This window comes from Mesobacillus selenatarsenatis SF-1 (genome assembly GCF_000813125.1).
GTDB lineage: Bacteria > Bacillota > Bacilli > Bacillales > Cytobacillaceae > Mesobacillus > Mesobacillus selenatarsenatis.
On the sequence record NZ_BASE01000017.1, the window covers coordinates 1 to 25,356 of the forward strand.

At 44.3% G+C, this 25,356-nt stretch carries 23 protein-coding genes and 1 pseudogene; 3 read left to right on the plus strand and 21 right to left on the minus strand.

Annotation, left to right across the window (positions count from 1 at the left end; all coding sequences use genetic code 11):
• Both TY49_RS24885 and TY49_RS03685 read left to right on the plus strand, forming a co-directional pair.
• Positions 1 to 216, plus strand: a pseudogene (locus TY49_RS24885) (SWIM zinc finger family protein); the annotation flags it as partial.
• Between the two features lie 94 nt (positions 217 to 310).
• Positions 311 to 3,136, plus strand: coding sequence for a DEAD/DEAH box helicase (locus TY49_RS03685; protein WP_041964557.1), 2,826 nt, complete (start codon positions 311 to 313; stop codon positions 3,134 to 3,136).
• Between the two features lie 98 nt (positions 3,137 to 3,234).
• Here the strand turns inward: TY49_RS03685 and TY49_RS03690 are convergent, their stop codons facing one another.
• The 3 genes from TY49_RS03690 to ssb all read right to left on the minus strand — a co-directional run bounded on the left by TY49_RS03690 (position 3,235) and on the right by ssb (position 5,832).
• On the minus strand, positions 3,235 to 4,914 hold the full coding sequence (locus TY49_RS03690; protein ID WP_041964558.1) for a cell wall-binding repeat-containing protein: 1,680 nt from the start codon (positions 4,912 to 4,914) through the stop codon (positions 3,235 to 3,237).
• Between the two features lie 299 nt (positions 4,915 to 5,213).
• Positions 5,214 to 5,420 carry a hypothetical protein gene (locus TY49_RS03695; RefSeq protein ID WP_041964559.1) on the minus strand — a complete coding sequence of 69 codons (207 nt, stop codon included), beginning with the start codon at positions 5,418 to 5,420 and terminating at the stop codon, positions 5,214 to 5,216.
• A complete protein-coding gene (gene ssb / locus TY49_RS03700) occupies positions 5,413 to 5,832 on the minus strand; it encodes a single-stranded DNA-binding protein (RefSeq protein WP_041964668.1) in 420 nt (139 codons plus the stop codon). The genes TY49_RS03695 and ssb overlap by 8 nt, the downstream gene beginning before the upstream one ends.
• A 260-nt stretch (positions 5,833 to 6,092) precedes the next feature.
• Here ssb and TY49_RS03705 point away from each other — a divergent pair, with 260 nt between their 5' ends.
• Entirely contained in the window at positions 6,093 to 6,527 is a 435-nt protein-coding gene (locus tag TY49_RS03705; RefSeq protein WP_041964560.1) for a YwpF-like family protein, read from the plus strand.
• Positions 6,528 to 6,682: 155 nt separating this feature from the next.
• On the opposite strand, the gene TY49_RS03710 is transcribed toward TY49_RS03705, so the two are convergent.
• The 18 genes from TY49_RS03710 to TY49_RS03795 form a co-directional block, all read right to left on the minus strand.
• Entirely contained in the window at positions 6,683 to 6,973 is a 291-nt protein-coding gene (locus TY49_RS03710; RefSeq protein ID WP_041964561.1) for a hypothetical protein, read from the minus strand.
• A gap of 419 nt (positions 6,974 to 7,392) precedes the next feature.
• Complete coding sequence (fabZ, locus tag TY49_RS03715; RefSeq protein WP_041964562.1) at positions 7,393 to 7,815, minus strand: 3-hydroxyacyl-ACP dehydratase FabZ; 423 nt, start codon at positions 7,813 to 7,815, stop codon at positions 7,393 to 7,395.
• Between the two features lie 89 nt (positions 7,816 to 7,904).
• Entirely contained in the window at positions 7,905 to 8,165 is a 261-nt protein-coding gene (locus tag TY49_RS03720) for a DNA-directed RNA polymerase subunit beta (RefSeq protein WP_041964563.1), read from the minus strand.
• 19 nt (positions 8,166 to 8,184) lie between these two features.
• Positions 8,185 to 9,033, minus strand: a complete 849-nt coding sequence (locus tag TY49_RS03725) for a flagellar hook-basal body protein (RefSeq protein WP_041964564.1) — start codon at positions 9,031 to 9,033, stop codon at positions 8,185 to 8,187.
• A 64-nt stretch (positions 9,034 to 9,097) separates the two neighbouring features.
• Positions 9,098 to 9,916, minus strand: a complete 819-nt coding sequence (locus tag TY49_RS03730) for a flagellar hook-basal body protein (RefSeq protein ID WP_041964565.1) — start codon at positions 9,914 to 9,916, stop codon at positions 9,098 to 9,100.
• Positions 9,917 to 10,121: 205 nt separating this feature from the next.
• Positions 10,122 to 11,126, minus strand: coding sequence for a rod shape-determining protein (locus TY49_RS03735; RefSeq protein ID WP_041964566.1), 1,005 nt, complete (start codon positions 11,124 to 11,126; stop codon positions 10,122 to 10,124).
• A gap of 562 nt (positions 11,127 to 11,688) precedes the next feature.
• The gene (locus TY49_RS03740; protein ID WP_041964567.1) at positions 11,689 to 17,115 is read right to left on the minus strand and encodes an Ig-like domain-containing protein; all 5,427 of its coding nucleotides are present in this window, start codon (positions 17,113 to 17,115) and stop codon (positions 11,689 to 11,691) included.
• A 12-nt stretch (positions 17,116 to 17,127) separates the two neighbouring features.
• The gene (locus TY49_RS03745; protein ID WP_041964568.1) at positions 17,128 to 17,799 is read right to left on the minus strand and encodes a hypothetical protein; all 672 of its coding nucleotides are present in this window, start codon (positions 17,797 to 17,799) and stop codon (positions 17,128 to 17,130) included.
• A 91-nt stretch (positions 17,800 to 17,890) separates the two neighbouring features.
• A complete protein-coding gene (locus TY49_RS03750) occupies positions 17,891 to 19,837 on the minus strand; it encodes a protein kinase domain-containing protein (protein WP_369389228.1) in 1,947 nt (648 codons plus the stop codon).
• Positions 19,838 to 19,876: 39 nt separating this feature from the next.
• Positions 19,877 to 20,668 carry a PP2C family protein-serine/threonine phosphatase gene (locus TY49_RS03755; protein WP_041964570.1) on the minus strand — a complete coding sequence of 264 codons (792 nt, stop codon included), beginning with the start codon at positions 20,666 to 20,668 and terminating at the stop codon, positions 19,877 to 19,879.
• A 14-nt stretch (positions 20,669 to 20,682) separates the two neighbouring features.
• The gene (locus TY49_RS03760; protein WP_041964571.1) at positions 20,683 to 21,993 is read right to left on the minus strand and encodes a DUF6382 and FHA domain-containing protein; all 1,311 of its coding nucleotides are present in this window, start codon (positions 21,991 to 21,993) and stop codon (positions 20,683 to 20,685) included.
• Positions 21,994 to 22,016: 23 nt separating this feature from the next.
• Positions 22,017 to 22,280 (minus strand): hypothetical protein, encoded by a 264-nt coding sequence (locus tag TY49_RS03765; RefSeq protein ID WP_041964572.1) that lies wholly within the window; start codon positions 22,278 to 22,280, stop codon positions 22,017 to 22,019.
• A gap of 18 nt (positions 22,281 to 22,298) precedes the next feature.
• A complete protein-coding gene (locus tag TY49_RS03770) occupies positions 22,299 to 22,601 on the minus strand; it encodes a pore-forming ESAT-6 family protein (RefSeq protein ID WP_041964573.1) in 303 nt (100 codons plus the stop codon).
• A 30-nt stretch (positions 22,602 to 22,631) separates the two neighbouring features.
• Complete coding sequence (locus TY49_RS03775) at positions 22,632 to 22,934, minus strand: WXG100 family type VII secretion target (protein WP_041964574.1); 303 nt, start codon at positions 22,932 to 22,934, stop codon at positions 22,632 to 22,634.
• A gap of 48 nt (positions 22,935 to 22,982) precedes the next feature.
• Positions 22,983 to 23,174, minus strand: a complete 192-nt coding sequence (locus TY49_RS03780; protein ID WP_041964575.1) for a hypothetical protein — start codon at positions 23,172 to 23,174, stop codon at positions 22,983 to 22,985.
• A 3-nt stretch (positions 23,175 to 23,177) separates the two neighbouring features.
• Complete coding sequence (locus TY49_RS03785; protein ID WP_084135370.1) at positions 23,178 to 24,671, minus strand: Mbeg1-like protein; 1,494 nt, start codon at positions 24,669 to 24,671, stop codon at positions 23,178 to 23,180.
• Positions 24,589 to 24,879, minus strand: coding sequence for a hypothetical protein (locus TY49_RS24890; protein ID WP_198135581.1), 291 nt, complete (start codon positions 24,877 to 24,879; stop codon positions 24,589 to 24,591). Before TY49_RS24890 ends, TY49_RS03785 begins: the two co-directional genes overlap by 83 nt.
• Before the next feature lie 19 nt (positions 24,880 to 24,898).
• Complete coding sequence (locus tag TY49_RS03795; protein WP_041964578.1) at positions 24,899 to 25,330, minus strand: hypothetical protein; 432 nt, start codon at positions 25,328 to 25,330, stop codon at positions 24,899 to 24,901.
• Between the last annotated feature and the right edge of the window lie 26 nt (positions 25,331 to 25,356).

Genomic DNA, 25,356 nt, shown 5'->3' on the forward strand with positions numbered 1-25,356 from the left:
CTGTACCACCAGATGATCGGCGATTTAATTGAGATGAAAAACCGCAGCAGCTACAAGCAGGCCGCACGGTTGCTGAAAAAACTGCGTACAGTTTATAAAAAAATGAAGCTTGTCCCTGAATGGGAAGAGTTTTTTGGAAAACTGCTTGTGAGGACGAAGCGACTGCGCGCTTTTCACGAAGAGTGTACACGGAGCAAGCTTATTGAGGTGGAATGACGGAAGCATGGGGACGTTCCTTTTGCTCCTTTAGTTTAGCGAAACGAAGGAAGCGTAAGGTACGTCCCTCTGCTCCCATAAGGAGGTGCTTTTGATGCTTGAGATTAAGCAGATTCATATAGATGTGATGCCGGTTGCGGGCGGTCGTTATTTTTTGAGTGCGGAGAATTTTGATGGTTTTGACCTTAAGCCCTCTGAATGGAAGAAGCTGCTCTTTTTCCGCCATAGAGAGAGTTATTATGGGACGATGCTGGACGTTGATAAATGGGGCTCTGCTGAGGGTGTGACGTTAAGTGCCTGGCAGCTCGTTACCCTGTTTGGCGAGGAGAGCTTCAACCGGCTTGTTGAGTGGGAATGGGATGACCTTGGCGATATCTGCCTGTCTACGGCTCACGCGATTTATGATGCCATCCTCGCAAAGGAGTGGCATCCAGATTTTACTCAGCTTGATGGTGAGGATTTCCGCTGGAAGCTACCTGAGAGTGTGCTTGATGAATTCCATGAGCCTTTTTGGGAGGAAGCTCTTAGTGTAAATGATGAGAAGCTAGCCGTAAGGGAATTTGTGGCCGACCTGTTCCATCATGCCCTGGAGTCTTACTTCCATGAAAATGAGACGATGAAGTATCTGCTCGGCGATAAGCTTGATGTCCTTCGGAATAAGCAGCTTTCGGCTTCGCAGCTGGCCGCTTACTTTGATGAAGACCGCTGGCTTGAATGGATTGGCCTGAAAGAAAATTCGGCACCGTTTTCCATCGGGATGCGACTCGAAGAGCCAATCGATGATCTCGGTGACTGGAAGCTTGGGTTATTTTTGCGTGGAAAAGAAGAACCTATGCTGATTGAAGCTCGAGACTATGAAAGCTATCCTGCTGGCTGGGACTTTTTCAGCGATAAGATTGAGGATGAAGAAAAGCGACTCGCTGCGATTTTTCCATGGATTGAGAAAGACGGCCGCCTGAAGTCTAGCTTGACCGAGGATGAAGCGTGGATGTTTTTAACCGAGGCGAGCGAAACACTGATCGCGCTCGGCATTGAGATTCTCCTCCCTTCGTGGTGGGAAGCAATCAAGAACGCGAACCTCAAGGTGAAGGCGCGCCTGAAAGGCCAGACTGGGTATCGCCGTTCGTTTGTCGGCTTGAATGCGATGCTTGATTACGACTGGCGTTTTTCCATGAACGGTGTTGACCTGAGCGAGGATGATTTCCAGCGGCTGGTGAATGAGAAGCGCCGCCTTGTGTATCTGAAGGGCCGCTGGATCAAGCTCGACCATGGCTTCATCCGCCAGATCCAGGAAATGATGAAAAAAGCGGATAAGGAAGGCCTCCACATCCGCGATTTGCTGCAGCAGGAGCTGTCTGATGAGGAAGAAGACGGCGAAGGCCTGGATGATCCGCGTGCGTTTGCAAAAATCCAGATCGAGCTGAACCGCCACTGGAAGCAGATGATGAAGCAGCTTTCGGAAACGAAGGAAATCCCCGATTTGCCGGTCCCTGCCGGCTTGCATGGTGAGCTGCGCCCGTATCAAAAGCTCGGCATGAACTGGCTGCTGTTTTTGCGGAAATATGGATTTGGCGCTTTGCTAGCCGATGACATGGGGCTTGGGAAAACGATTCAGCTGATTTCTTATATATTGTCCGTAAAAGAACAGGAAAAAGACGACCATCCGGCGTTGATCATCTGTCCTACTTCCGTGCTTGGCAACTGGCAGAAAGAAATCGAGCGTTTTGCTCCGGGTTTGCGAGTTCATCTGCATTATGGGCCGAACCGACTGAAGGGTACACTTTTTACAGAAGAAGCCATGAGTTCGAATATCGTGCTGACGTCTTATGGTCTGACGCACTTGGACTTCGATGAGCTTGAAAGTATTGAATGGAGCAGCGTTGCGATTGATGAGGCGCAAAATATCAAGAACGCTGATACGAAGCAATCGCGTGCAGTAAGGAAGCTGAAGGGCAAGCATCATATCGCCCTGACCGGAACGCCGATGGAAAACCGACTGTCTGAGCTGTGGTCGATTTTTGATTTCACGAATCGCGGTTATCTTGGCAGCGCCGGACAGTTCCAGAAGCAGTTCATCCTGCCGATTGAAAAAGAAGACAAGAAGGAAAAAATCACCCAGCTTCAGTCGCTGATCAAACCATTCCTGCTGAGACGGACGAAGAAGGATGAAGATGTGGCGCTGAATCTGCCTGATAAGGTCGAGCAGAAGGAATACTGCCCGCTGACTGCAGAGCAGGCTTCATTGTATGAGCAGCTCGTCAAGGATACCTTCGCGCAGATCGAAACATTATCGAGCTTCGAGCGCAAGGGTCTGATTTTGCAGCTGTTGAGCAGACTGAAGCAGCTGTGCAACCACCCTGCTTTATATTTGAAAGAGGAAGATCCGAAGAAGTTGATTGACCGCTCTGCGAAAATGGAGAAAATGATCGAGCTGGTGAGCGTGGTTCTCGAACAGGAAGAAAGCTGCATCATTTTTACCCAGTATATTGGCATGGGAGAGATGATCCAGTCTGCTTTGAAAAAGAAATTTGGCATCGATGTTCCGTTCCTGAACGGCAGCCTGCCGAAGACGAAGCGTGATGAACTGATTACGAAATTCCAGAACCGTGAGTTCCCTGTATTCCTGCTGTCGCTGAAGGCCGGTGGTACAGGACTCAACCTGACTGCGGCCAACCATGTTGTCCACTACGACCGCTGGTGGAATCCAGCCGTCGAGAACCAGGCGACCGACCGCGCATACCGCATCGGCCAAAGCCGCTTCGTGCATGTGCACAAGCTGATCAGCACCGGAACGCTCGAGGAAAAAATCGACGCGATGCTCGAAAAGAAACAGTCGCTGAACGACCAGATCATCCAGAGCGACAGCTGGATCACCGAGCTGTCGACTGATGAACTGCATGAGTTGGTATTTTTGTCATAAACAATAGCAAAAAGCAGAGCAAATGCTCTGCTTTTTTTGATATTAATAACCGTTCTGGTATTTTGCAGTAAACCATTTCCTAAGGAAGAGCTAGAACTTTAACGTATAAATGTATTAAGCTGCTGTTCAACATAAGGGGAAACAGAAAGAACGTCTCCTATGATATACATATGTTCAGTTTTCCCTTTATTGCTAGAAAGGAAATTATATACTTTGCTTTCTAGTTTATCGGTCGTTGTCAATATGATAGGGGAGCCGAAATAATTAGCAAGCGGTGCTCCTGATAAAGCGTCAGGGAATAAGTCTCCCCTTACAAATGTAATTGTACTTAGATCCATTCCATAGTTTTCCATTCCGAATTTAGCGACGTTTATGGAAACCTCATAGCGATCCTTTCCATTTATCCGTTTGATTACCGCTCCACTTCGTAACTGCTTTAATTGAGTTGCAACATTTTCTTTAACTGCAACCGGTCCACCAACAATAATGAAATTCGTGATTTCAGGATGGTTGTTTATAAATGTTTGAATTGAGTCTGGGACTTTTCCGGGCTGTACCAGCAGGATCGGCATGCCCATTGGACCTGCAATCGAAGAAGCAGAGAGAGCATCTGGAAAAGCCTCACCACTAGCAATGATAGCAGTATCTGATCCCGTGTATTCAGAGACCCTTTCAGCAATACTTGCTGATACTGCATAGCGGTCCTTTCCTCCAATTCGCTCAATATCATTAATGCCTAATCTTTTGAGTTGCCTTTCAACCTCAGGAGATACCGAAACTGTGCCTCCCAAGATTATAGCTTTTTCAGGCTGGTAGTGTTCAAGGGTCATAACTACTCTGTCAGACAGTTTATTTGTTGGTGTCAACAATATAGGAGCCGTCTCAAGTGTAGCGAGTGGGCCTCCTGATAAGGCATCTGGATACATATCCCCTCTTGAAATTATGACAGTGTTGCTTCCATACTCCCAATATTCCAAACTGCTATATACTCCGCTGGAAACCCGATAACGGTCCTGCCCGTATATTCTAGAAACTCCCGGGAGAGTAATATAGTAGAATTCCGTAACAGAGTTCCCGTTAATATTGTACGCTTCAAAAGTGACTTCGTTGAATCCTTTTCCAAACACTACATTTTCCCAAAGGAATTTACCTCCATTGGAAATAAAAAATCTTTCACTATTCACCGATAATTCCAGTGTGTAACCTTTAAAATAACCTTCTACCGGATAAACGGGGGAAGATCCTTTAGGCAATCGAAATTCATTGCTCTTCCAATTGGTTACCTCTAACTCTGGAAGGGTATTATCAGGAACTAACGAAAAGGGACCGTTTAAATTGTATTCATATTCAACCGGAACATCGCTGAATCCCATAATCACAAAAGCATAGTATCCTGGAATCAAATCAAATGTATTTTCCGATTCTTCTTCGATTATTTCCTGTAAATTCACATCATATATAAGGTACTCAATATCATCATTTTCTGCGAATTCAACAGTGAATTTCCCTCCACTTGTTCCAAAGCGATATTCATGGATATGGTAAGCGTCTATTACGTCTTGATAATTCACTGTATCAGCTACAGGCTCATTATAAAACTGCATTTGGTATGTAGGTTCATTGCCACTTTGTGAATTCTGTGAAAACAAGTGATTTATTTTTGATTCTCTTTCTAGTGTTTTTGAACTAGATTCTTCTGCAAATGCATGATCAACAAATGGACTTGTGGCAATCAGGAATGAAGCCGCCAACAACAGCAATTTCTTTACAAAGGACAATGTAAGCAATCCCCCATTATTCAAATTTTATACTACTATATTTTAATGAATCTACCCAAATTATAAATGAGTATTTATACCTATAAAATAAGAATTTTTTGTAATTTTTAAAGACCATATAGAAGGTCTCATTTTCTATCAACCAGCAAAGGGAAGGATGTACAAAAAAACCGGCTATCACAGCCGGCAGCAAAAATTGAGGGTTTATTGGAGATCAGGTTATTGAATTTCTCTCTAAAAGAACCGTAGTGAGGTGGTAACGAGGAAATTCATTTGTGTTTTTTCTTTATCATCTTTTTTTATGTCCTTGCATATTCTTTTCTGCTGGAATTTGGTCTTGGCGGCTCGGCTATGAAGGAGTAGACGCGGTTGATCTGCAGATCTTTGGAGGCGATTTCGAGCTGGCGGACACGCTTGGTGAGTTCGTCGACCTTCTCATTGTTTTTTCCAACCATTTTAATCAGGCTGACTAGCAGCTTTTCGATTGAATCGGTTTGATTATGCAAATGGAAGCTCCTCTCTTTGTGGCGGCGCTGGGGGAACAGTTTCTGGTTGCCGAGACGATTGCGATGCCTGCTGATTTTCCCTTGTTCCAGTCGGTTTTGTACTTAAAAATCTTACTCCCTCGGCCACAACTTCAGTCACATAGACACGCTTACCTTCATGGTTATCATAGTTTCGTGTCTGAATGCGTCCGGTCACTCCGAGGACTGAGCCCTTTTTACAATAGTTGGACGTGTTTTCGGCTGTTTTGCCCCAGAGGATGCAGTGGACAAAATCAGCCTCGATTTCACCGCTGGCATTTTTGTAATGCCGGTTCACCGCCAGTGTTATATTCGACACCGCTTTGCCGTCCGGTGTATACCTGAGATCTGGATCCCTGGTCAGCCTGCCTACTAGCGTTACTTGATTGATCACCTTTTCATCTCCTTTCTCTTTGATACCCCGATAATATTCCTTTTTAGCGCTGTAGTAAAATGTCGAAAATCGTTCTTTTGACTGTAAAAACTGCGACGCATAAACGATTTGCCTATGAAAAATTGAGATTTTGACACATGTCGTAGAGCTAAAAATGATTTTTGCTAGTTCAAAAAAATTTCTTTCGACAAACTTGCTTTTTTTCGTTTTCAATACATCCTGTGTTATAATTTGGACAAGTATTATGGGAGGTGGTCGACATGAAGACGTTTAAGTTGATTTCAATGCAGCTTGCTGATGATGATGCTTTAGTGGATATCGAAATGGAAGACGGCCTGATTATCAATAAAGAGGATGAAAAAGGCACGTGGCTCGTCGAAGTTTTTACTGATCATAAATACATTCCCTATTTCCAGGATGCGTGCGACAACGACAAAGAAATCATCGTCCAAGTCGTCATCACCAAACGAGAGAACGACCCGGCGGCGTTCATTACAAAAGTCTGCTGCGTGAAGAAGCTGAAGACACATGCCAGCATTCTTTTAACAGGAAAACTCACTAAACCGAAGAGCGATTATCCGGAAAAACTGCTGGAGTACCTGCTTGATAAAGGATACAAAGGTGAAGAACTTCTTACGGAATTCAAGGAAAAAATCATATCAAGGCCGCAAATTTTGCAGCCTAAGAAAGTTTAATGAAACTCCTGCTGACTGGCTGGAGTTTTTTTATGAACAAAATGCGCTAGTTGGGCTTTCCATGCGTAAATAAATGAAAAAGATTGAGATTCAGTTGGCAATATTTTTTCATATGCAAAATAAATGGGCAGGAATCCATCCCTGCCCTTTTTTCATTATTGATCTTTATTGTCCTCGTCGTTCATATCAAGATTGTCTTCAACAGCATCTTCGCCTGGCTCATTGTTGTCCTCCATCATGTCACCATCGTTCTCAGTGTTGATGTCGTTGTTTTCGCCGTTGTTGTCATCCATCATGCCATCATCGTCCACATTACCATTGTCGTCCGCTGGATTCTCGATATCCACATCGTCACCCGGAGGAGGATCCTGGTCATTCGCGCAGCCTGCAAGGAACATAGCCGATAGCAATGAGCCACCGATTAACATTAATAGCTTTTTCTTCATGAGTAAAAGCCCCTTTCATTAATAGGTATTTTTGAGACCTGTTGCACGGGTCTGCTGTTATATTGCCCATCAATGAAAAAAACTTGCATGATTTTTTGTAAAAATTACCCGATTTTCGGTATGGGGAAGGTATTTTGGTGACGACGGACTGTAAATGCGCCAATTATGAACCATAGTTACTTCTTTAATCTTCTAAGTAAAAACAATTAAGGAAATTTTTATCATGAGCTGCAACAGAATTTAGGCGGATAATCCAACTGGAAAAATTATTCTCTTAGAATAGAAGGAAAATTGCGCCATTCTCCACCCTAATTGCACCATAATCCCGAGTAATTGCACGTTCAACAGCCATAATTGCAACTTCTTCCTAATTATGTAAAAAAAGAACCCAATTCAGGATTGAGTCCTCTCAAAAATAACTATTTTATCGCAAATGTTATCTCCGCTTCACAAGCCAGCTCGCCATCTACCGTAGCGACTGCCTTACCTTTTCCAATCGGGCCGCGCAGCTTGATCATTTCAACTTCCAGCCTGAGCTGGTCGCCTGGTTTGACCTGTCTTTTAAAACGGCAGTTGTCGATACCTGCAAAAAAGCCGATCTTGCCGCGATTTTCTTCAAGTTTTAAAACTGCTACTGCTCCAACCTGAGCCAATGCTTCCACAATCAGCACGCCTGGCATGACCGGATAATCAGGAAAATGACCGTTGAAGAATTCTTCGTTTGCAGTAACATTCTTGATGCCGACTGCCCTTTTTCCATCTTCAATTTCAACAATTTTATCAACGAGTAAAAATGGATAGCGATGCGGAATTATTTCTTTGATTTGAGTGATGTCCATCATATTTTTAGTACCTCCTACTAATACTTACTGACTATTGTACTAAAAAAACCAAATAAAAAGGAAGGGAAATCTCCCTTCCTTGAAAAAATTTATTCTTTTTCCACCAAATCCAATATATGAATCCAAGTTGACTTCTCAAAAACATCCTTCGCTTTGCCGCTGCCCATTACAGCATAGCCGAACATGGCGCCGAGCACGATGCTTGCGGCTAACAGAAGGATTACAATAATAATCCGAAGCCAGATTGGAATAAGGCGAACCCGGATTCTTTTCTTTTTTTCGCGTGTTTTCTTTTCCTTTTTCACTTCTTCACGCGTTACTGCTTCTTGATTATTCTTGTTCAAAGCCATTTTGATTGTTCTTCCCCTCTTAACGGATTCCGTTCACTAGCCCGAGCATTTGATCAGCCAGCGTAATCGATTTGGAGTGGAACTGATAGCTCCGCTGTACATTGATTAAATCCGTCATTTCTTTACTCATATCTACGTTTGATTGCTCGAGAACACCTTGCTGGATCGCGATTTGATTCCTCAAAGGTCCAGCTAGATTAGTCATTACCTCTTCCTCGGTAACACCAAGCTCAGCCAGGTTGTCTGGCAATCCAAGCAGGTTGCCGCCTTTTTGCTCCAAAAATTGCGGTTTATTAATCAATATTACACCAAGATTCACTTCTTGGCTTGTCCCATTATACATTTCAGCTGTTAAAAGGCCCGATTCATTGATATTAAAGTTTTTCACATTACCTGTAATAGTAATTGGCTGGTTGTTCTCATCAAGGATAGCATGTCCGTCGCTATTTACAAGCATGGTTTCATTATCCGAAAGCGGTGAAAGATAGAGCGCACCGTTACGGGTCAAACGCATCGCAGAGCTGCCATCCTCATTCTGGACCATCACCCGGTAAAATTGGCCTTCTGTCGTGAAAGCAGTATCAAGGGTCCGGCCGGTTGATTTTAGGCTGCCCTGGGACAAGGTAAGCTGAACTTGGCCTAGCCTCGCACCAATACCCTGGCGGATGTTAAAAGGAGTCATCCGATTCTGCGGTTCCAAGGCATTATTCGGCTGGTTACGATATTCCTGCACAAGCAGGTCAGTAAAAGACGCTTCGCGGCGCTTGTATCCAGCTGTATCAATGTTTGCAAGATTGTGGCTGATCATGTCCATCTGCTTTTGCAGCTGGGATAATGTATTAGTCGCAGTGATCATTGTTCTGTTCATATTTTATACCTCAATACGCCTCCAGGAAAGGAGCGCGATTCCTTTTAAAATTTGATCCAGAATACTATAGCCTTCCGATTTCGTTCGCAGCCTTTTCCATGCTTTTATCATAAGCCTGGAGAATCTTCTGGTTCGCTTCGAAAGCTCGATAGGCTGACATCATGTCGGTCATCGTTCTGCTGATATCGACGTTGGATTGCTCAAGGAAACCCTGTTGTGTCCTGAACTGAACGCCTTCAGCTCCAAAAGCGGTCGGCAGCTCAACACCGTCTTCTGTACGGAAAAGTCCGTCGCCTTCTTTTATCATCCGCAGCGGATTGTTCGCATAGGCAACACCAAGATTTGCACTCTCGCCATTTTCACCTGTCAGGACACCGGCCTCGTTGACTGTAAAACGGTCACTTGAAAGCTGGATTTGCTGGCCTGCTGAATCCAGTACATAATGCCCACTGCCAGTTGTCAAATAGCCTTGCGCGTCAGTCGTGAAATTTCCGTTCCTTGTATAACGAACTGTGCCATCCGTGTTGCGCACAGTAAAAAATACTGATCCATTTTCCGGCATATTTATATCGAGCAATGCCATATCCGTCTTTCGTCCAGTTTCGCGTAAATCACCCTGGATGAATTTCGGAATCGCTTCTTGCATGTAAACACCTGTATTGATTGTGCCAATTTCCTTGTTGAACGGCAAATTCAGGCCGTTCTCTGTCGGAATTTGCTGCTTGTCAAAGCGCTGTAGCAGCATTTCAGGGAACGCCCTCATTCCCGCTTGGTCCGCCTTATAACCCGGCGTATTGGCATTGGACATATTATTCGTCAGCATTTCAGTCCTGCGCTGCTGCGCAAGCATACCAGAAGCTACTGTATAAAATCCTTTAAACATATTTCCACACCCTTTATTGGAAAAATCCCTGAACAACAGGAAATTTTTTCACTACTTTCTATTATAAGAAATATATCGGCAAGAAACATTAAAAATTTGCAGGAAAATGTAGGATTTTGGGTTTTATGCCAGAAAAACCGGGTAAAAAGCAAAAAAACCTGGAATCCTACGGCATTTCAGACCGAAGTAATTCCAGATTTTAATTTTAGATGATTCCGCGACGACCTGCGATGCGATCGATATTATCAAGCATAATACCTGTGCCGATTGCAACACAATCCATTGGGTTATCCGCAATCAATACAGGCACCTTCAATTCTTCCTGCATCAGCTGGTCGATTCCGTGAAGCAATGCCCCGCCACCAGTCAAAATGACGCCGCGGTCAATGATGTCAGCGGATAATTCAGGAGGGGTTCTTTCCAGTACTGTTTTTGCCGCCTGAACGATAACAGCAACTGATTCCCTTAGAGCCTTTTCAATCTCTTCAGATCGAACAGTAATCGTGCGTGGAAGTCCAGATACCATGTCACGGCCGCGGATATCCATTTCCTCATTACGGCTGCCCGGGAAGACAGTCCCAATTTGAATCTTGATATTTTCAGCTGTTCTCTCACCGATTAACAACTTGTACTCACGTTTAATGTAATTTAAAATTTCAGCGTCGAACTTGTCGCCCGCCATTTTGATTGATTGAGATGTAACGATGTCGCCCATTGATAGTACGGCTACATCAGTTGTACCGCCACCGATATCAACAACCATGTTTCCGCTCGGCTGGAAGATGTCCATGCCAGCTCCGATTGCCGCAACCTTTGGCTCTTCTTCAAGATAAATCTTCTTGCCGCCGCTCTTTTCAGCAGCTTCCTTGATTGCCTTTTGCTCAACGCTAGTTATGTTCGTTGGGCAGCAAATCAAGATGCGCGGCTTGGACAGGAAGCCTTTTACATTCAATTTATTGATGAAATGCTTAAGCATTGACTCGGTTACATCGAAATCTGCGATTACTCCATCCTTCAACGGGCGAATCGCTACGATATTGCCAGGTGTACGCCCAACCATTTTGCGCGCCTCTTCCCCAACAGCCAAAACCTTGTTCGTGTTCTTATCAATCGCCACAACAGACGGTTCATTCAAGACAATCCCTCGACCTTTTACATGGATCAACACATTGGCTGTACCAAGGTCAATCCCGATATCCCTTGCAAACATTTTGCTTTTTCCTCCTTGACAAATGGCTGGCTGCGGCTGATTAAGCCTCGTTATCTCAGCTGACGAAAAGCCTCATCTATGTAAAATAGATCACGATGTCCGAGATTACACAGACGCTGCCGCAATCTGCGAACCATATTCTACCCTAATTGTTTATTTTATCACAATGATAGGAAATAAGTAACCGAATGATGAAAAATTTGAAACAATTTGTTTGAATTTGTCACATAATTTTGAATTACTTAATCTAGGTGTAAATTTTCGAGTGATGAAACCTAATATTGATGAAATTAAACTCTTTTTGTTACCTTACACACTCTTATATCAATGGTTTGGACAGGTCAATCGCTTTCCGATCTACAGTTTGAGCATTGAAATAGGTTTATTCCTCGATTTTCAGTACTATTTCCGCGAATATCATTCATAATTCCGCGAAAAATGATATTAATTCCGCGAAATTCTACTGGAATTCCGCGAACTGGTAAAAACAAAGGATTTTTTCCAGTAAAAAGACCCGGGAGCACAAAGCTCTATCCCGGATCTCAATTTCCTACAACTTATATTATTCTTCTTCCACTCTCACCTTGCGCCTGCGCACTAATACAGTTGCTGCAGCGGCAATCAGGCCGATTGCACCTGCCACTGTACCACCTAGTAAAGGCTTGTTTTCGACGAACTTCACTAGCGCTCCTTTTTTGACAATTTCGAATGAGATCGTTTCTGTTTTCTCATTACCTGCAAGGTCATCGGCAATTATTTGTATTTCGTATGGTTTGATCTCTGCCAGCTTAATTTTGATTACATTGTATCCATTTTCCTCCACGACTTCTCCTTCGAAAAGCTCTCCGTTGATCATCACGGATTTCAGGGTGTCATTTGGATTGTCGAGTCGGATGGAAACCTCAACGGGGTCATAGTATTTCTCTTTTTCTTTCACCCCTTCGAATACTACTTTCGGTGCAGTTTTGTCGATGATGAACTCGACGCTGAGCTGCTGGATGTTGCCTGCTTTATCTTTTACCTCGAAGAACATGACGTGCTTTCCTTCTGTCTTGATCGGGTCACCAGCTTCATACGGCTTTCCGTCAAGCATCATTGCGATGATGTCATAGGCGCTCATGTCCTCGATGAGCAGCTGCGGCAGCAGGTCTGTCTTGAAGTAATTATTCGAGATTGGTTCCTTGAACTTAATGACAGGGGACGTTTTGTCGATCGTAAACACGATTGTCCTAGTCGTTACGTTGTCAGCCAGGTCGGTTACAACCGCTTTTAAAATATAATCCTGCTCGTATTCAAGCTTCGTGCCGTTTTCGAATGCCTTGCCGTTTAAAGTTACCGAAGTTTTGTTTCGGTCAAGATGGATGTCTGAATACGTCACTTTTGGCGTGATATCCTTGTTGAAGAATCCGTCGAGCACGCCTGAGATATCAAGCTTCGGCTTCGTTGTATCCAGCGTGAAGCTGATTTCCAGCGTCGATTCATTGCCCGCCTTGTCGCGTGCCAGCACCTTATAGCTGTATTTCATTTCCCTGGCTGCTACAGGGATGTTTCGGCCAAGGTTCGGCCCATTGTTCAACGTTGCAGTGACTATCATGTCCTCTGCTTCATCAAGCGCGAACTCTGGCGTGAACACTCTGTTGATGTACTCGCCATTTTTAATGACAGTGTTCTCACCCTTGAATTTCGGCGTGATCACTGGTTTCGTTTTGTCGATCGTGAATTTCATCGTCGAGCTGAATTTGTTGCCTGCCTTATCGGTTGCTTCAACGAGGATCGAATAGTCGCCTTCCTTGCTAAAATTGTGGCTCATCGAAGCGACGCCATTTTTAACAGAGAAGCCGCCAATACCGTAGCCGGCACCATTCCTTGTTACACTAACCTTGTTGATATCAAGGTTCACATCCCTGATTGCGATGCTAACTGGTTTATCAACATTGTAATAAGCATTATTTTCAACACCGTTGATTTCAATTGACGGCTTCACCGTGTCGACAGTGAACGTCATCTTCTTCGCAATCGGGCCATTTCCTGCTTTATCCGTAGCTGTTGCCAGGATTGTGTACAGGCCGTCCTTTGTAAAATTGTAGCCTAGCTTTGAAAGCTTGCCGCTGTTTTTCCACTTGCCAATATTGAAGTTTGCGCCATCTTTGCTAGCTGAAACCTCTACATTGTTCGTCTCAAAATTCAGCTCATCAATGGATATCGTTACATTTTTACCTGTAGGATTAAATGAGTTATTTTCGACTCCATCGATTTTGACGACCGGATTCGTTTTATCGATGATGAATGCAACTGAGTCATGTAATTCCTTGTTTCCAGCTTTATCGGTGGAATTCAGGTCAATTGTATAGCTGCCCTCTTCAGAGAATGTGAAGCTTTTTGCGGCGTCTGTCTTCCCTGTCAAGGTTGGCTCGCCTATGCTGTATGCCTTGCCGTTTTTCCTGACCTTCAATTCTGTTCTTGAAAGATCAATGTTCCTGTCGGCAATCTTCACATGTACCGGTTTGTCTGTACGGTAATTGTTGTTATCCTCGACACCATTGATGCTTAGTTTAGGGGCGATTTTATCGACGGTGAAATGGATGCTTTCAGTGTCCCCTTGATTTCCTGCAGCGTCCCTGGCGTTCACGATCATCTCGTATTCGCCATCCTGGTTGAATTCATGGCTTAAATCTGAAATCTGATCGACGTTTTTCCATTCACCAATCTTGAAGTCGACTTTTTCTCCGTCCACTTCAACCATTCGTGTCACCGAAATATCTACCTTATTGTTCTTATAGTTGCGTTCTTCCACCGCAATTTTCACGTCCGTGCCTTTATTGTAATAGGCATCTTCCTTTGGCCCAGAAATCTTTATCACTGGTTTCTTATTGTCGACGGTAAATGAAAGCTTCTTTGTTGCTCCATCGTTCTCCGCTTTGTCTTTAGCTTCTACAACAATCTCATAATCGCCGTCCTCATCGAAGGTATAGCTCAATTGAGATTCCTCAGCAGTATTTTTCCATTCACCAATGTTATACTGCTTTTCCGGTCCTTCGATTTCTTCTTTTCTGGAGACTGCAATTTTCACGTCATTCTGTTCATAATTGTGCTCTTTGACTTTAATAGTGACTTTTTTACCCTTCTGGACAAAAGCACCTTCGTCAATACCGCTAATGTCGATTACCGGATTGGTACTATCGATTGTAAATTTGACAGGGCCAATCTTGTTTCTATTTCCGACCCGGTCTGAATTGATCAAACTGATTTCATAATCTCCATCTTCAGTAAAGCTCAGCTTGCGAATCGCCTTTTTATATCCACCTTTTAAAGGGGATTCATCCCATTTGCCTTCACCTACATTGAACGGTTCGCCATCCTTGAGCACTTCAATCTCTGTCTTGTTCAATAGGAATGTTAAATCTTCTATTGATAGTTCCAGGTTATCAAGCTTCTGATAATGCTTTCCATCTTCTACTCCAGAAATCTTCAATTCCGGTTCTGTATTGTCGACTGTAAATTTGATTGGCTCCAAAACTGTTCTGTTTCCTGCTTTATCAGTGGCTTCCATCTGGATTTCATAAATACCATCTTCAGTGAAGTCATTCGGCTCAGAAACTTTCTGGCCACTCTCATGAAGGTATTCAAGTCCGTTTTTTGTAACGTTAAGGTAAGTTTTTTCCCAGTTGATGTTTTTGTCTGTCTGGATGGCCGTCACATCGAGAGCCTCTTGCACCTCAGCCCCATTGGCTATATTTTTGATTAACAGTTCTGGCGCTGTTTTATCAATCGTGAATTTGACAGGACCAAGCTTGTTTTCATTTCCAAACAGATCTGTCGTTTTCAGGCTGATCTCATAATTTCCGTCTTCATAGAAGTTCAGCTTTCGGAACGCCTTCAATAGTCCGCTATTGGATCGTAACTCCTCCCATTTACCCTTACCAAGATCATAAGGCTGGCCATCCTTCAGTACTTCGATCGTTGTCTTATTTAGCAGAAATGTGAGATCTTCTATCGATAGTTCGAGATTTTCCAGCTTTTGATAATACTCTCCGTCTGTCACTCCATCAATTTTCAAATCAGGCAGCGTATTATCGATGGTAAAAGTAATCGGGCTGTGCACCGTTTTATTGCCCGCTTTATCTACAGAAGCGAGTTCGATGCTGTAGATGCCATCTTCCTTGAATTGATGAGTTTTTGATACTTCCTCACCTGTAATTTCTGTATGTTTTGTTCCGTTTTTCGTTACTGTTAAACTAGTATTCTCCCAGTCAATATTCGCATCCGTTATATTAACTATAACTTCTTTTATTTTCCCGGAGTCCTCTTCTTTCTCGACTACCTCGCCCGTAATCACAGGTGCAGTTTTATCAATCGTAAATTTGACGGGTTCAATTGTACTTGAACGATCTTTGCCATCCGTTGAACTCAAATTGATTTCATATGTTCCCTCTTCAGTAAAATTGTGCTTTAATTCCGCCTTAAACAGGTTAGGCAGAAGCGTGCCGATATTGTATGGTTCCGTTCCCTTTTTTACATCAAGGATTGTCTTGGCAAGGTCCAGAGTAATATCGTGAACAGCAATAGTCAGTTCCTTGTCTTCCTTAAAGTACTTTCCATTTACATCCTCTGAGAGTGAAAGGACTGGTTTTTCTTTATCGATTTTAAAAGTGATTGTCTGGGACTGTGCTTTATTTCCGGCATTGTCCTCAGCTGCCAATGTTACTTTATATTTGCCCTCACCCGCGGTTGTATATTTTGCATGGCCATCCTTTACCGTTACAGGAATTGTTGTTTCCTTTCCAGTAATGTCTGTCTTCGTTACATTGAATTCTGCTGATCTGTAATTTGGATCTTCCACCTTTATTTTTACTTCCTGATCCGATTCATATGTTTCATCGTTATTTACTCCATCAATTGCAAGTGCTGGCGCAGTCTGGTCGACAACAATCTTGAATGGAGTCAAGTTGTATTCCTTGCCATTTTTGTGGCTTTCCTTGACCCAGATGCGGAATTCGTATTCTCCATCGCTGGAGACCGGGTAACTTAGGTTTGCTTCCCACTGAGAGACTGCCATGTCTTGTACAGCTACTTCTTTCCCATCCTTATAAATGGTCATTGTGGCTGCACCAAGCGTAATTCCGCTGTTCACTTTGAAGTCCAGTTGTTTGGCATTTGTTACTTCTTCTCCTGAAAGCTGATGTCCATTATTCGCAACGGTTAATACAGGTCCTTTTGTTCGGATTGAAAAAGAAACCTTTTTCTCCGCGCTTGCATTGCCTACTGCATCCTTGGCATTCACAGTAAGGGTGTACTCGCCCTCCTGTGTGAACGAATAAGAATTCTTTGAGTTTTCATCAGTATTTTTCCAGGCTGGCAAATCGGTATAGTTTTTGCCATTCCTTGTCGCTGTAACTGTTACTGTATTGCTGGCAAAATGCTTTTCAATTACCTCTACATCGACGGTAACGCCAGAGGTTGAAAGCTCTCCGTCAGAAATGCCCGACAGCGCCACTTCCGGAGTTGTAGCGTCTCTTATAATGCTGAATGGATTGGTACTTGCTTTTGTAGCCCATGCCTCGTTTTCAAGCATTGCCACCTGAAGGTCTAAACGGCCGTCTTTACTGAAGGGGACGTTCACCGTATACTTGCCGGCAAATTGGTCGCCGCCGACTTCCTGGTATGTAATGCCTTCGACCGGGTTCCCCTCATGGGCGGCGAGTACATTAAACGGCCTCTCCGCTGGGGGAGCCAATGATGCGTTTTCAAAATCATCGGTAAGATCGACTGTAAATGTGATGGTATCACTATTCGTCATCCAATTTTTATTAAATGGCTCTGAAACCATATTCCACACCTGGCCATTGAACTCGACATCCCGGCTTACACCCCAGAGGTTTGACAGCACCCGTCCATTAAAAACCAGAATGGATGAAATCAAAACAAGGACGACTGGAATGGCGATGGCCCACTTCATACTCGTTTTTTTCTTGCGTCTCGATTCAATCATTTTCGCTCTCCTTTAAATGGTTATATTGGAGTGGACAATCATGATATCCACTTGTTTCTGAAAGCGTGGTTCCTCTTCTGTCAGCAAGGTTGTCTCGTCCATGTCGTCTAATAATGTTGTTTCGTCCATGTCCCCCAGGAGAGTCGTTTCATCTGGATCTGCTGTCAGGACGTTCGTTTCGTTCCAATCCGATAAGATGGTCGTCTCGGTTCGAGAATCATGAGAAACGCTCCGGTTAGAAGAAGCTGCTGCAGCGACTGGCTCCCTTACTGGAGTTTCGGCCAATAATGCTGTCGGTTCGAGTCCATGCTGCGTGAGTAGAGCAGTTGGTTCAAGGCCCTCTTGTTTAAGTAAAGCTGTCTGTTTGAAACTCTCCTGGCTTAACAGTGCTGTTGGTTCAATCTGGCCGCTCGCCATCTTTTCGGTAGGCTCAACATACTCGCCGGCTGCCACTTCCTTCTCGACATTCTTGCGGACATGGATTTCCTTTGTAGTCGGCTTCGTGCTTGTATCGACCTGCTTGCTGTTCGTTTTCCGTGCTTTTCTCCCTGCACCAGGGAAATTCCATCCCGTTAGATCCGTAATGACCTGGGCAATATTAAGTTTCACATAGGCGAGAATGGCAATGACCAGCGTAATCACCGCACCTGCCATACCGCCATAAAACATGATCTGGTATGCCAATTTTCATCAACTGCCTTTCTTGGAAGCATGGGGACGTACCTTTTGCTTCTTTTTCGGAAGCAAAAGGTACGTCCCTCCGCTTCCAGCTTCCTCAAATATTCAGGTTCTCCATGCGCCTGGTGAGTTTTTTGAATGCTTCATCGTCTTTTGCGCCTGTTAGAGTGGCTGCTTTTTCATAAATTTCTTTTGCTTTGGCGTAGTTGCGTTGTCCTTCTTCTTTCCCTTGCTCGATATCGAGGAGAAGGTTACCAAGCTTTACGTAGGCATTGATGCTTTCAGGAAACTTTTTCAGCGTCGTATTCTGGAAGTGCTCAACTGCACGTGAGAATTCACCCATTTCCTGATAAATGACCCCAATTTTCACATAGACATCTTCCTGGTCAGCGACATTCAGGTCCAGCAGGTTGTTGTAATGCTCAATCGCCTTTTCAAAATCGCCGCGCGCAGTCGCTTTGTCCTCGGAATTTACGCCACGACTGTAATAAGCCTGGGCCAGCTTCTGTTCGAATTCCATTTCGTACTTAAATTGCAGCTGCTCGTTTTCGAGCTTTACCAGGACATCCTTTGCCTTCTGAACAATCTCGATTGCCTGGGTGTTCGATTCAGGAATCTGGCTCTTATATGAAATATAGATATTTGCTAGAGAGTTATAGTTATCGATCTTTTTGCTGTCATTCGCCAGGCTGTCATTGTACTGGTGGAACTCCTGTAGATCGCCGGCGAATTTCGCATAATCTACGTTCAGGCTGCTCATTGTCGTTGCCAGCGACTTGTAATATTTCGCATCTGGCAGTACCTGTTCATCGATCTGCTGGAAATATTTCAATGCATTGTTGTAATCCCTTTTCACATCGAAATAGGTCATCCCCATCTTGAAAAGAACTTCATTATTCTCGTGGACTGCCCCGTATTTATCCTGTATGTATGATTCCAGCTTGGCGAGTCCTTCGTCTGTCTGGTTTCTATTAATGTATAAATCAAGCAGATTGATGTACGCCTCCGGACGTTCTTTGTCGACACGGGTTGCGCTTTCGAGAAGCTTAATGGCTTCTGTTTGTTCACCGTCCATCAGCGCAACGCTTGCCTGATTTACTAGATTCATATAATCCTGGAACTGCTCATTCTTCATACCTTTGTAGCCCAGGGCAGAAGTTGTTGTGAATCCGAGGAAAAGCACAGCAGGAACTACGAACATAGCCAACTTCTTGATCAGCATATTCTTGTAGCCCTTCGTCAGCCTGTTGATGTGCTCGAGGTCATAGCTCAACTCCTCGCAGTTCTGGTAGCGATTCGCCGGCTCGGCCTGAGTGCACTTTTTGATGATATGCTCAAGACCCTCAGGCAGCGATGGATCCGACTCGCGAATCGGCCTGATCTCAAATGGCGGCTCGCTCAGACTTTTCCCGGTGACAAGATGGTAGAGAGTGATTCCCAGGCTGTAAATATCCGTTTTCGCGTCGGTCTGCCTGCCGGAAATCTGTTCTGGGGCCGCATACCCCTTCGTTCCGAGATTGGTAGTATCAGAGAGGTTCTCTGTTTTGAATTCACGTGCGATCCCGAAGTCAATCAGCTTGATTTTCCCCTCGGGGGTGAGCATGACGTTGTCCGGCTTCATGTCACGGTAGATGATCGGATAGGGCTTGCGGGTGTGCAGGTAGCCCAATACATCACTTAACTGCTTCGCCCATTCGATTACCTCTTTAGCAGGGATTTTACCGTCGCGCTTGAGGCGTTCCTTCAGCGATTCGCCCTCGATATAGTCCATCACTACGTAAATATCGCCCTCTGACTCGATGATGTCATAGATTTTCGGCAAAGAGCCATGATCGAGCTTCTTCAGCATGTTCGCCTCGACGACCAGGCTGTTGATCAAGAGCTCATTGTTACTGTTGCTGCGCTTGCGGATATCCTTGACAACGAGCGACTTGTTCAGCCGGTTGTCCATCGCCAGATAAACAACGCTCATCCCGCCGCGCCCGATTTCCTTCAATATTTCGTACCTGTCATCAATGATCGTGCCATTTTGTATCAAAGTCATTCCTCCCAGAAACACGGGGGTGATTCCAGCAAACCCCAATTATTGAGACGCGAGAACTCTCCCCGTGTCCCGTTTTGCCAGCAGAATCGAGATATTATCTGTTTCCTGGCGTTGTTTTGCGAGCTCGATGAGTTCAACGAGCTTTTTTTTCATGCTTTTTTCTTCTGTAAAATGTTGCGGGTTCAGGTTTGCGAGCATTTCTTCGTCTCTGATTTCATGGTAAAATCCGTCGGTGCACAGCATATACATTGTTCCGCTTTCCACTTCGCCGGAGTTAATGACCACGTTTATGTCTTTTGTTGCACCAACGCACTGGAGCAGCACATTCCGTCTCGGGTCAATCCTTGCCTGTTCCGCTGTGATATTTCCGCGCTGCAGTTCGCGTTCTACGAGCGTCTGGTCTTCGGTCAATTTGACAAGCTTGTCATTTATGCTGTACGCCCTGCTGTCACCGATCTGCAGGATGTAATACTGCTTGTGGAGGATGAGCAAAGCTGTGATTGTGGTTCCAAGCTTGATGTTCGAAGCCTCGCCGTAATCAATGATTTTATTGTTCAGCTCGCGAATGCGCTTCTCAAGCATTCCAGGAATATCACTTTCCGCGATGCCTGCCTCCAACATCTCCGGAAGGTCGTTTTCAAACCAGTCGGACATCCCTCTAATAACCGTCGCACTCGCTAGCTCGCCGTGGGAAAGGCCACCCATTCCGTCGCAAATGACGAACAAGCCGATTTCACCCTCTGGAGTCCTGGCTGTTTTTAATAACAGGCCATCCTGATTTGTCTTCTTCTTGATTCCAATGTCCGTATGGTAGGCCACTTGAAATGTCATCCTTGTTAACCCCCTTAATAAAGCCTGAAGACGAATTCCTCGTTTGCGAGCTTAATTTTATCTTCGTGCTTGATTTTGACTTTTTCCTTTGGCGACAGCTTCACGCCGTTCACGTAACTGCCGTTGGTTGAGTGATTGTCTTCCAGGAAATATTCGCCACCCGATACGATTACATGTGCATGTACCCTGCCAATCACTTTATTTTCCGATGCGAAGTCTGCTCTCATAGGATCACGGCCAATTTTGAAAAAGTCCTTGGCAATCGTGATTTTTTCATTCTTGGAGACTGCCATCAAAAACGGCCTGCGGGTGGAATGACCAAGAGTCGTTGTGCCTTCATCCTCATCAGCCATGACACCAAGTACTGTTGTTCCTTCGTCTCCCAGATCACTGCTACTGCCAATTGCAGGCTGGATATTGATTGATGTACTCCCGCCGAGTGCCGAAGCTTCTTTTAACAAAGCGTTGTTGTCACCAAGCTCTGCCCTGGTAATCCGCTTGTAGTTAACTTCTTCCTCGATTTCGAGCTTTCGACCTGTTTTGACATCCTTCTTCTGACTTGTGTACTCAGAAGTCAGCACGCCATTATCGACGCTCGTTTTTACGGTGTGAACCTCGCTGCCCGGGCTGTAGAAATTCGGGTTAATGGACGGTGTTTCAAGTTCCGGTTCTTCCCTCAGGCTTTCTTCATCCGTTTTGACTGGTGCTGCTTCCTGCTTCGGTTTTTCCGGCATCTTGTAATGCTGGCGTACGAGTGTTTCCTCGCCAGCCAGCTCGTTCATTTTTTTCAGTAGGAGTTCTGGTGTTACGTCCTCTGTCTCGACTAAATAGTTATGGAGTTTGATAAAAAATGCGGCATCATCGTTTTCATCGTAAGGAGCCGACAAGAGCAATTCACGTAGAAAGTCTTTAAGTGATACCTTTTCAAAAATATTATTTTTTACAGGAAGGTAGATAAAAACTAATCTGTTTGAAAAATTATCAATAAAGATCTCACGCTGACTGAAGACGAAGTTCTCGATATCCATGCCGCTCTCTCGGGCATCCACCAGCGTTTCAGCAATGTTGAGGAAGCTATTATATAGCTGTTCTTTCGTTGCCGGCGTGGAATTCAGCATCTCCAGCGTGTTATCGGAAATCATGTCATAGCGAAGAAAGCAGTTATCTCCCTCTAAAATTGCATTGCAGGGCAGAATTCCCGGAATACGGCTCGTTCTTAACAGCTCAACCTGGCTGCCATCGATGTCTGCCTTGCTTCCAGCATAAAAATAAAGGAATTTCGAAATTCCATAGCTTTCTAATTTAAATTCCGCATGTTTGATCATTGCGCTTCGACTCCAATTTGAATTTATGTATGGTTTTGATCCACACCGAACCCCTTATTTTCAAACAAAATAACCGTGGAAGATTTTTTATCTCCAGTTGAGACGATTTTATCTCCGGTTAGAGAACTTTTATCTCCAGTTGAGACCGTTTTATTTCCAGTTGACCTCATTTCATTCGCATTACCGCATTCTTCAGATATTCCAGCTTGGCCACGGATTTCCCCCGTTGTGGCACTTCCTAAGTTAAATTTTACAGAAGGGCAAACTGCACCAGCCGCTTGCCCCATACCCTCTGTAAAAAGTGATTACTTAAAAGAGCTGGCGTTGTTGTTGATTGCTGTTTCTGCAGTGTTGTAGTTAGTGACAGTGTTATCCAAGAATTTGGCGTAGCTGTCGACGACCTGGCGATATTCTTCAAATCGTGGTGCAAGTGAGTTGAAGTTGCCGCGGATTGTGTTGGATGCGTCGGAGTTCCATGATGACGCTAGTGCGTTCATGTCCTTCTTGATTTCTTCTAATCTAGTGGATAATTGCTGATTCAGGGTGCGGATTTGGCCCGCCGTTTTGCTAACCTCGCCGAGCGAGATTTTGATTCCATCTCCTGCCAATGTATTTCACCTCCTGCGTTATGTTAAGGATTAGTTGCTCAATCGCTTAGCCTGGTTAATGACTTCTGATTGAGTGTCGCGGTATGTCTTCGCGCTCATTTTCAGGAACTCTGAGTACTGTCTCATCAACTGTGTCATTTTGTTAAAGTCGTCCATGAAACCTTTGATTTGCGCAGTGTATGCCTGGTTATCAGCACCCTGCCAAGCAGCAGCCATGGCTTCAACTTCGCTGAAAAGAGCTTTGTAGTTTCTTTCATAGTCAGCTGCCTGCTGGTCAATTTTGTTAGCAGTCGTTTCAAGCTTTGCTGGTTCAACAGTGATTGATCTTGCCATTCTTTTCACCTCCTTTAAAGCGGTGTTTATATATGAACTCTAAAAGAGTCATATTCTTCTTAACTTATAGCTTACATAGCGGTATTTTTCCGCGGACCGCCGCAAACCCGAAGCCGCTTTTACCGAACCGATCCCTTTGAATTCATGGCTGAGGCCATTCGAGATATCCTCAAGCTCCCGTGCGATCGCATTCGCTTCCGCCGCAATCCTATTAATCTTGCTTCTCACTTTGGGATCCATTGTTTACCCCCTGATTGAACCGGCTTTACCAGCAAGATACCTTTCACTTTTCTGTAAAAGCTCTGCCGTACGGTTCAGATAGTTGATGCTTTCTGGGATTCGGATATCGTAAGATGACGCGATATCCGCGGCGAGGACATTATCCAGCCCCATGACACCGGCTTCCCAGTACAAATCATCGATCATATCGTTAAGCTGGGCGACACGCCTCTGTACCGAGCGAAGCCGGTTGGCGTAATAGAACAGCCTTGGGATGTCGACTTTTATATAGGGCTCAATTGGGAAGTTGTTGCCGTTCAGGCCGTCTATAAAACCACCGATTTTAACAGCGGCCCTTGATATAAGCTCGGCAAAGAATGAGTTTACCTTTGCCTCGAACTCCTTTTTTGCTTTTGCCAGTCCAACGACAAGCTTTACAGTCTGCTCCTGGATTAAATGGGCAGCCACAGCCATTGCCTTGGCCGTATAATGCATGACATTTATTGCTGCATTGGCAACAACATAAGCTGCCTTATAAGCCCTCATCGGACTGGAGGTAGAGAGTTCATGGAAGATGTCCTCAAATATCATATTGTTTAGAACATACCTGCCGAACGATTGACCATTCTCGTATACCTTATAATTTCCATTCTCGTCAAACCCAGCACTACTCGTCAGTGAGTGAGGATAAAACGGCTTCTTTATATCATAATCATCATTAATGCCTATCGTTTTATCAACATATGGCACTTTGCCAAGCTGCGAGACTGGATCATACGCATATACGATAAAATCATGCCGGTCTCCCATCAAAGCCTCTTGTTCCTTTTTGGATAAAGACCACCAGTATAAAGGGGCAGCATTTATCACATATGCCCTGGTATTATCATCAAGGTTGTTGATGAAGACGTAATCCGCCAAATTGCCACCCTTTGAATGGCCAAGCAGCAGCCTTTCACCTGATGTATCCGCCAGATACTTTTGATAAAATGCATCGGCTTCTTTCTGTTGCTTGATTTCCACTCCCATTGAAGCTTCAAAGTTGGAAACCCAATCCGTCCTTAGGTGACCCATATCCCCCATCGCTTCACTGCCTCTGAAAACTGCAGTTGCGTTCCCGCTTTTATCTTCGAATGCGTACCCAACAAAACCGGAGTCGGATGCACCTTTAGTATTGTTGCCTTCATTCGGGTTATGATTCTGGTAGCCTGATAATTTTACGCTATGAAGATTTGAACCTTTAAAACTATCACTTGAAAAAAATGCTTCTAGCTGTTTATAGTTTTCCTCATTTTTATCAGCGCTCATTTTTGCATAATCCCAAACCCGCTCTATACTTTTCCCGTTAAGTGGCTGATTATTAGGCAAGTCATAGTATGACAACATCAGCAGGACATTTTTCTCTTCATCAGTTAATTGATCAAGGGACATATCATCACCCCTCTTGCGGTTGATAATATTCTTTAATCTGCTCAGGGCTGCTAATTTCCATTGAATCATCGACCATAATAGTTCCATACACCTTAGCGTCCAGGTTTGACCAGTCAATATTGTTAATATTGGATGTCCTCATATAGTCAGATACATTTTCTGAACTATCCACAAAACCGACAGTCACACCGTAATATTTTGCATTAGACTGCTTTAGCTCGTTCAGCAATTGATATATCGGCTCCAAATATTTCTCCACTTCCGGTTCTCCATCCGTCTTTACGGCAATGTTCAAAGTAAGCAACGCACCATTGTCATCTCTTTGTAAAAAAGTCAGTGACAGATGAATCTTTCTTTTCCTCAGCGTACTTCTCTTCTTCCACAAACAGCATTGTCTTGAATTCAACATCTTCATTAAATGCCTGATTTACCTTATCCTGATACAACTGGTCAAGCTGGTTAGACCATATAGATAAAATGAAGGTGTCATAGTATACACCATCTTCATTCCTACTTTCACCTGCAAGGAAGACAAGCTCAGGCTTTCCTTCTTGATGAGCAATCACTTTGTCTTTTCCATACATTTCCGGAAAGATGACACTGCCTTCTTTGGTGCTTTCAACCTCAAACTTTTCATTGTATTTCTCTTCTAAATGCTCCATTACCTTACTCTCCGAACTCATACACCCGGCACCTCCCATGATCACGAATAAAATTGCCGCAGTCAGCTTGATCCACTTCTTCAAGTTCTCCACACCTTCCGTTTTGAAAA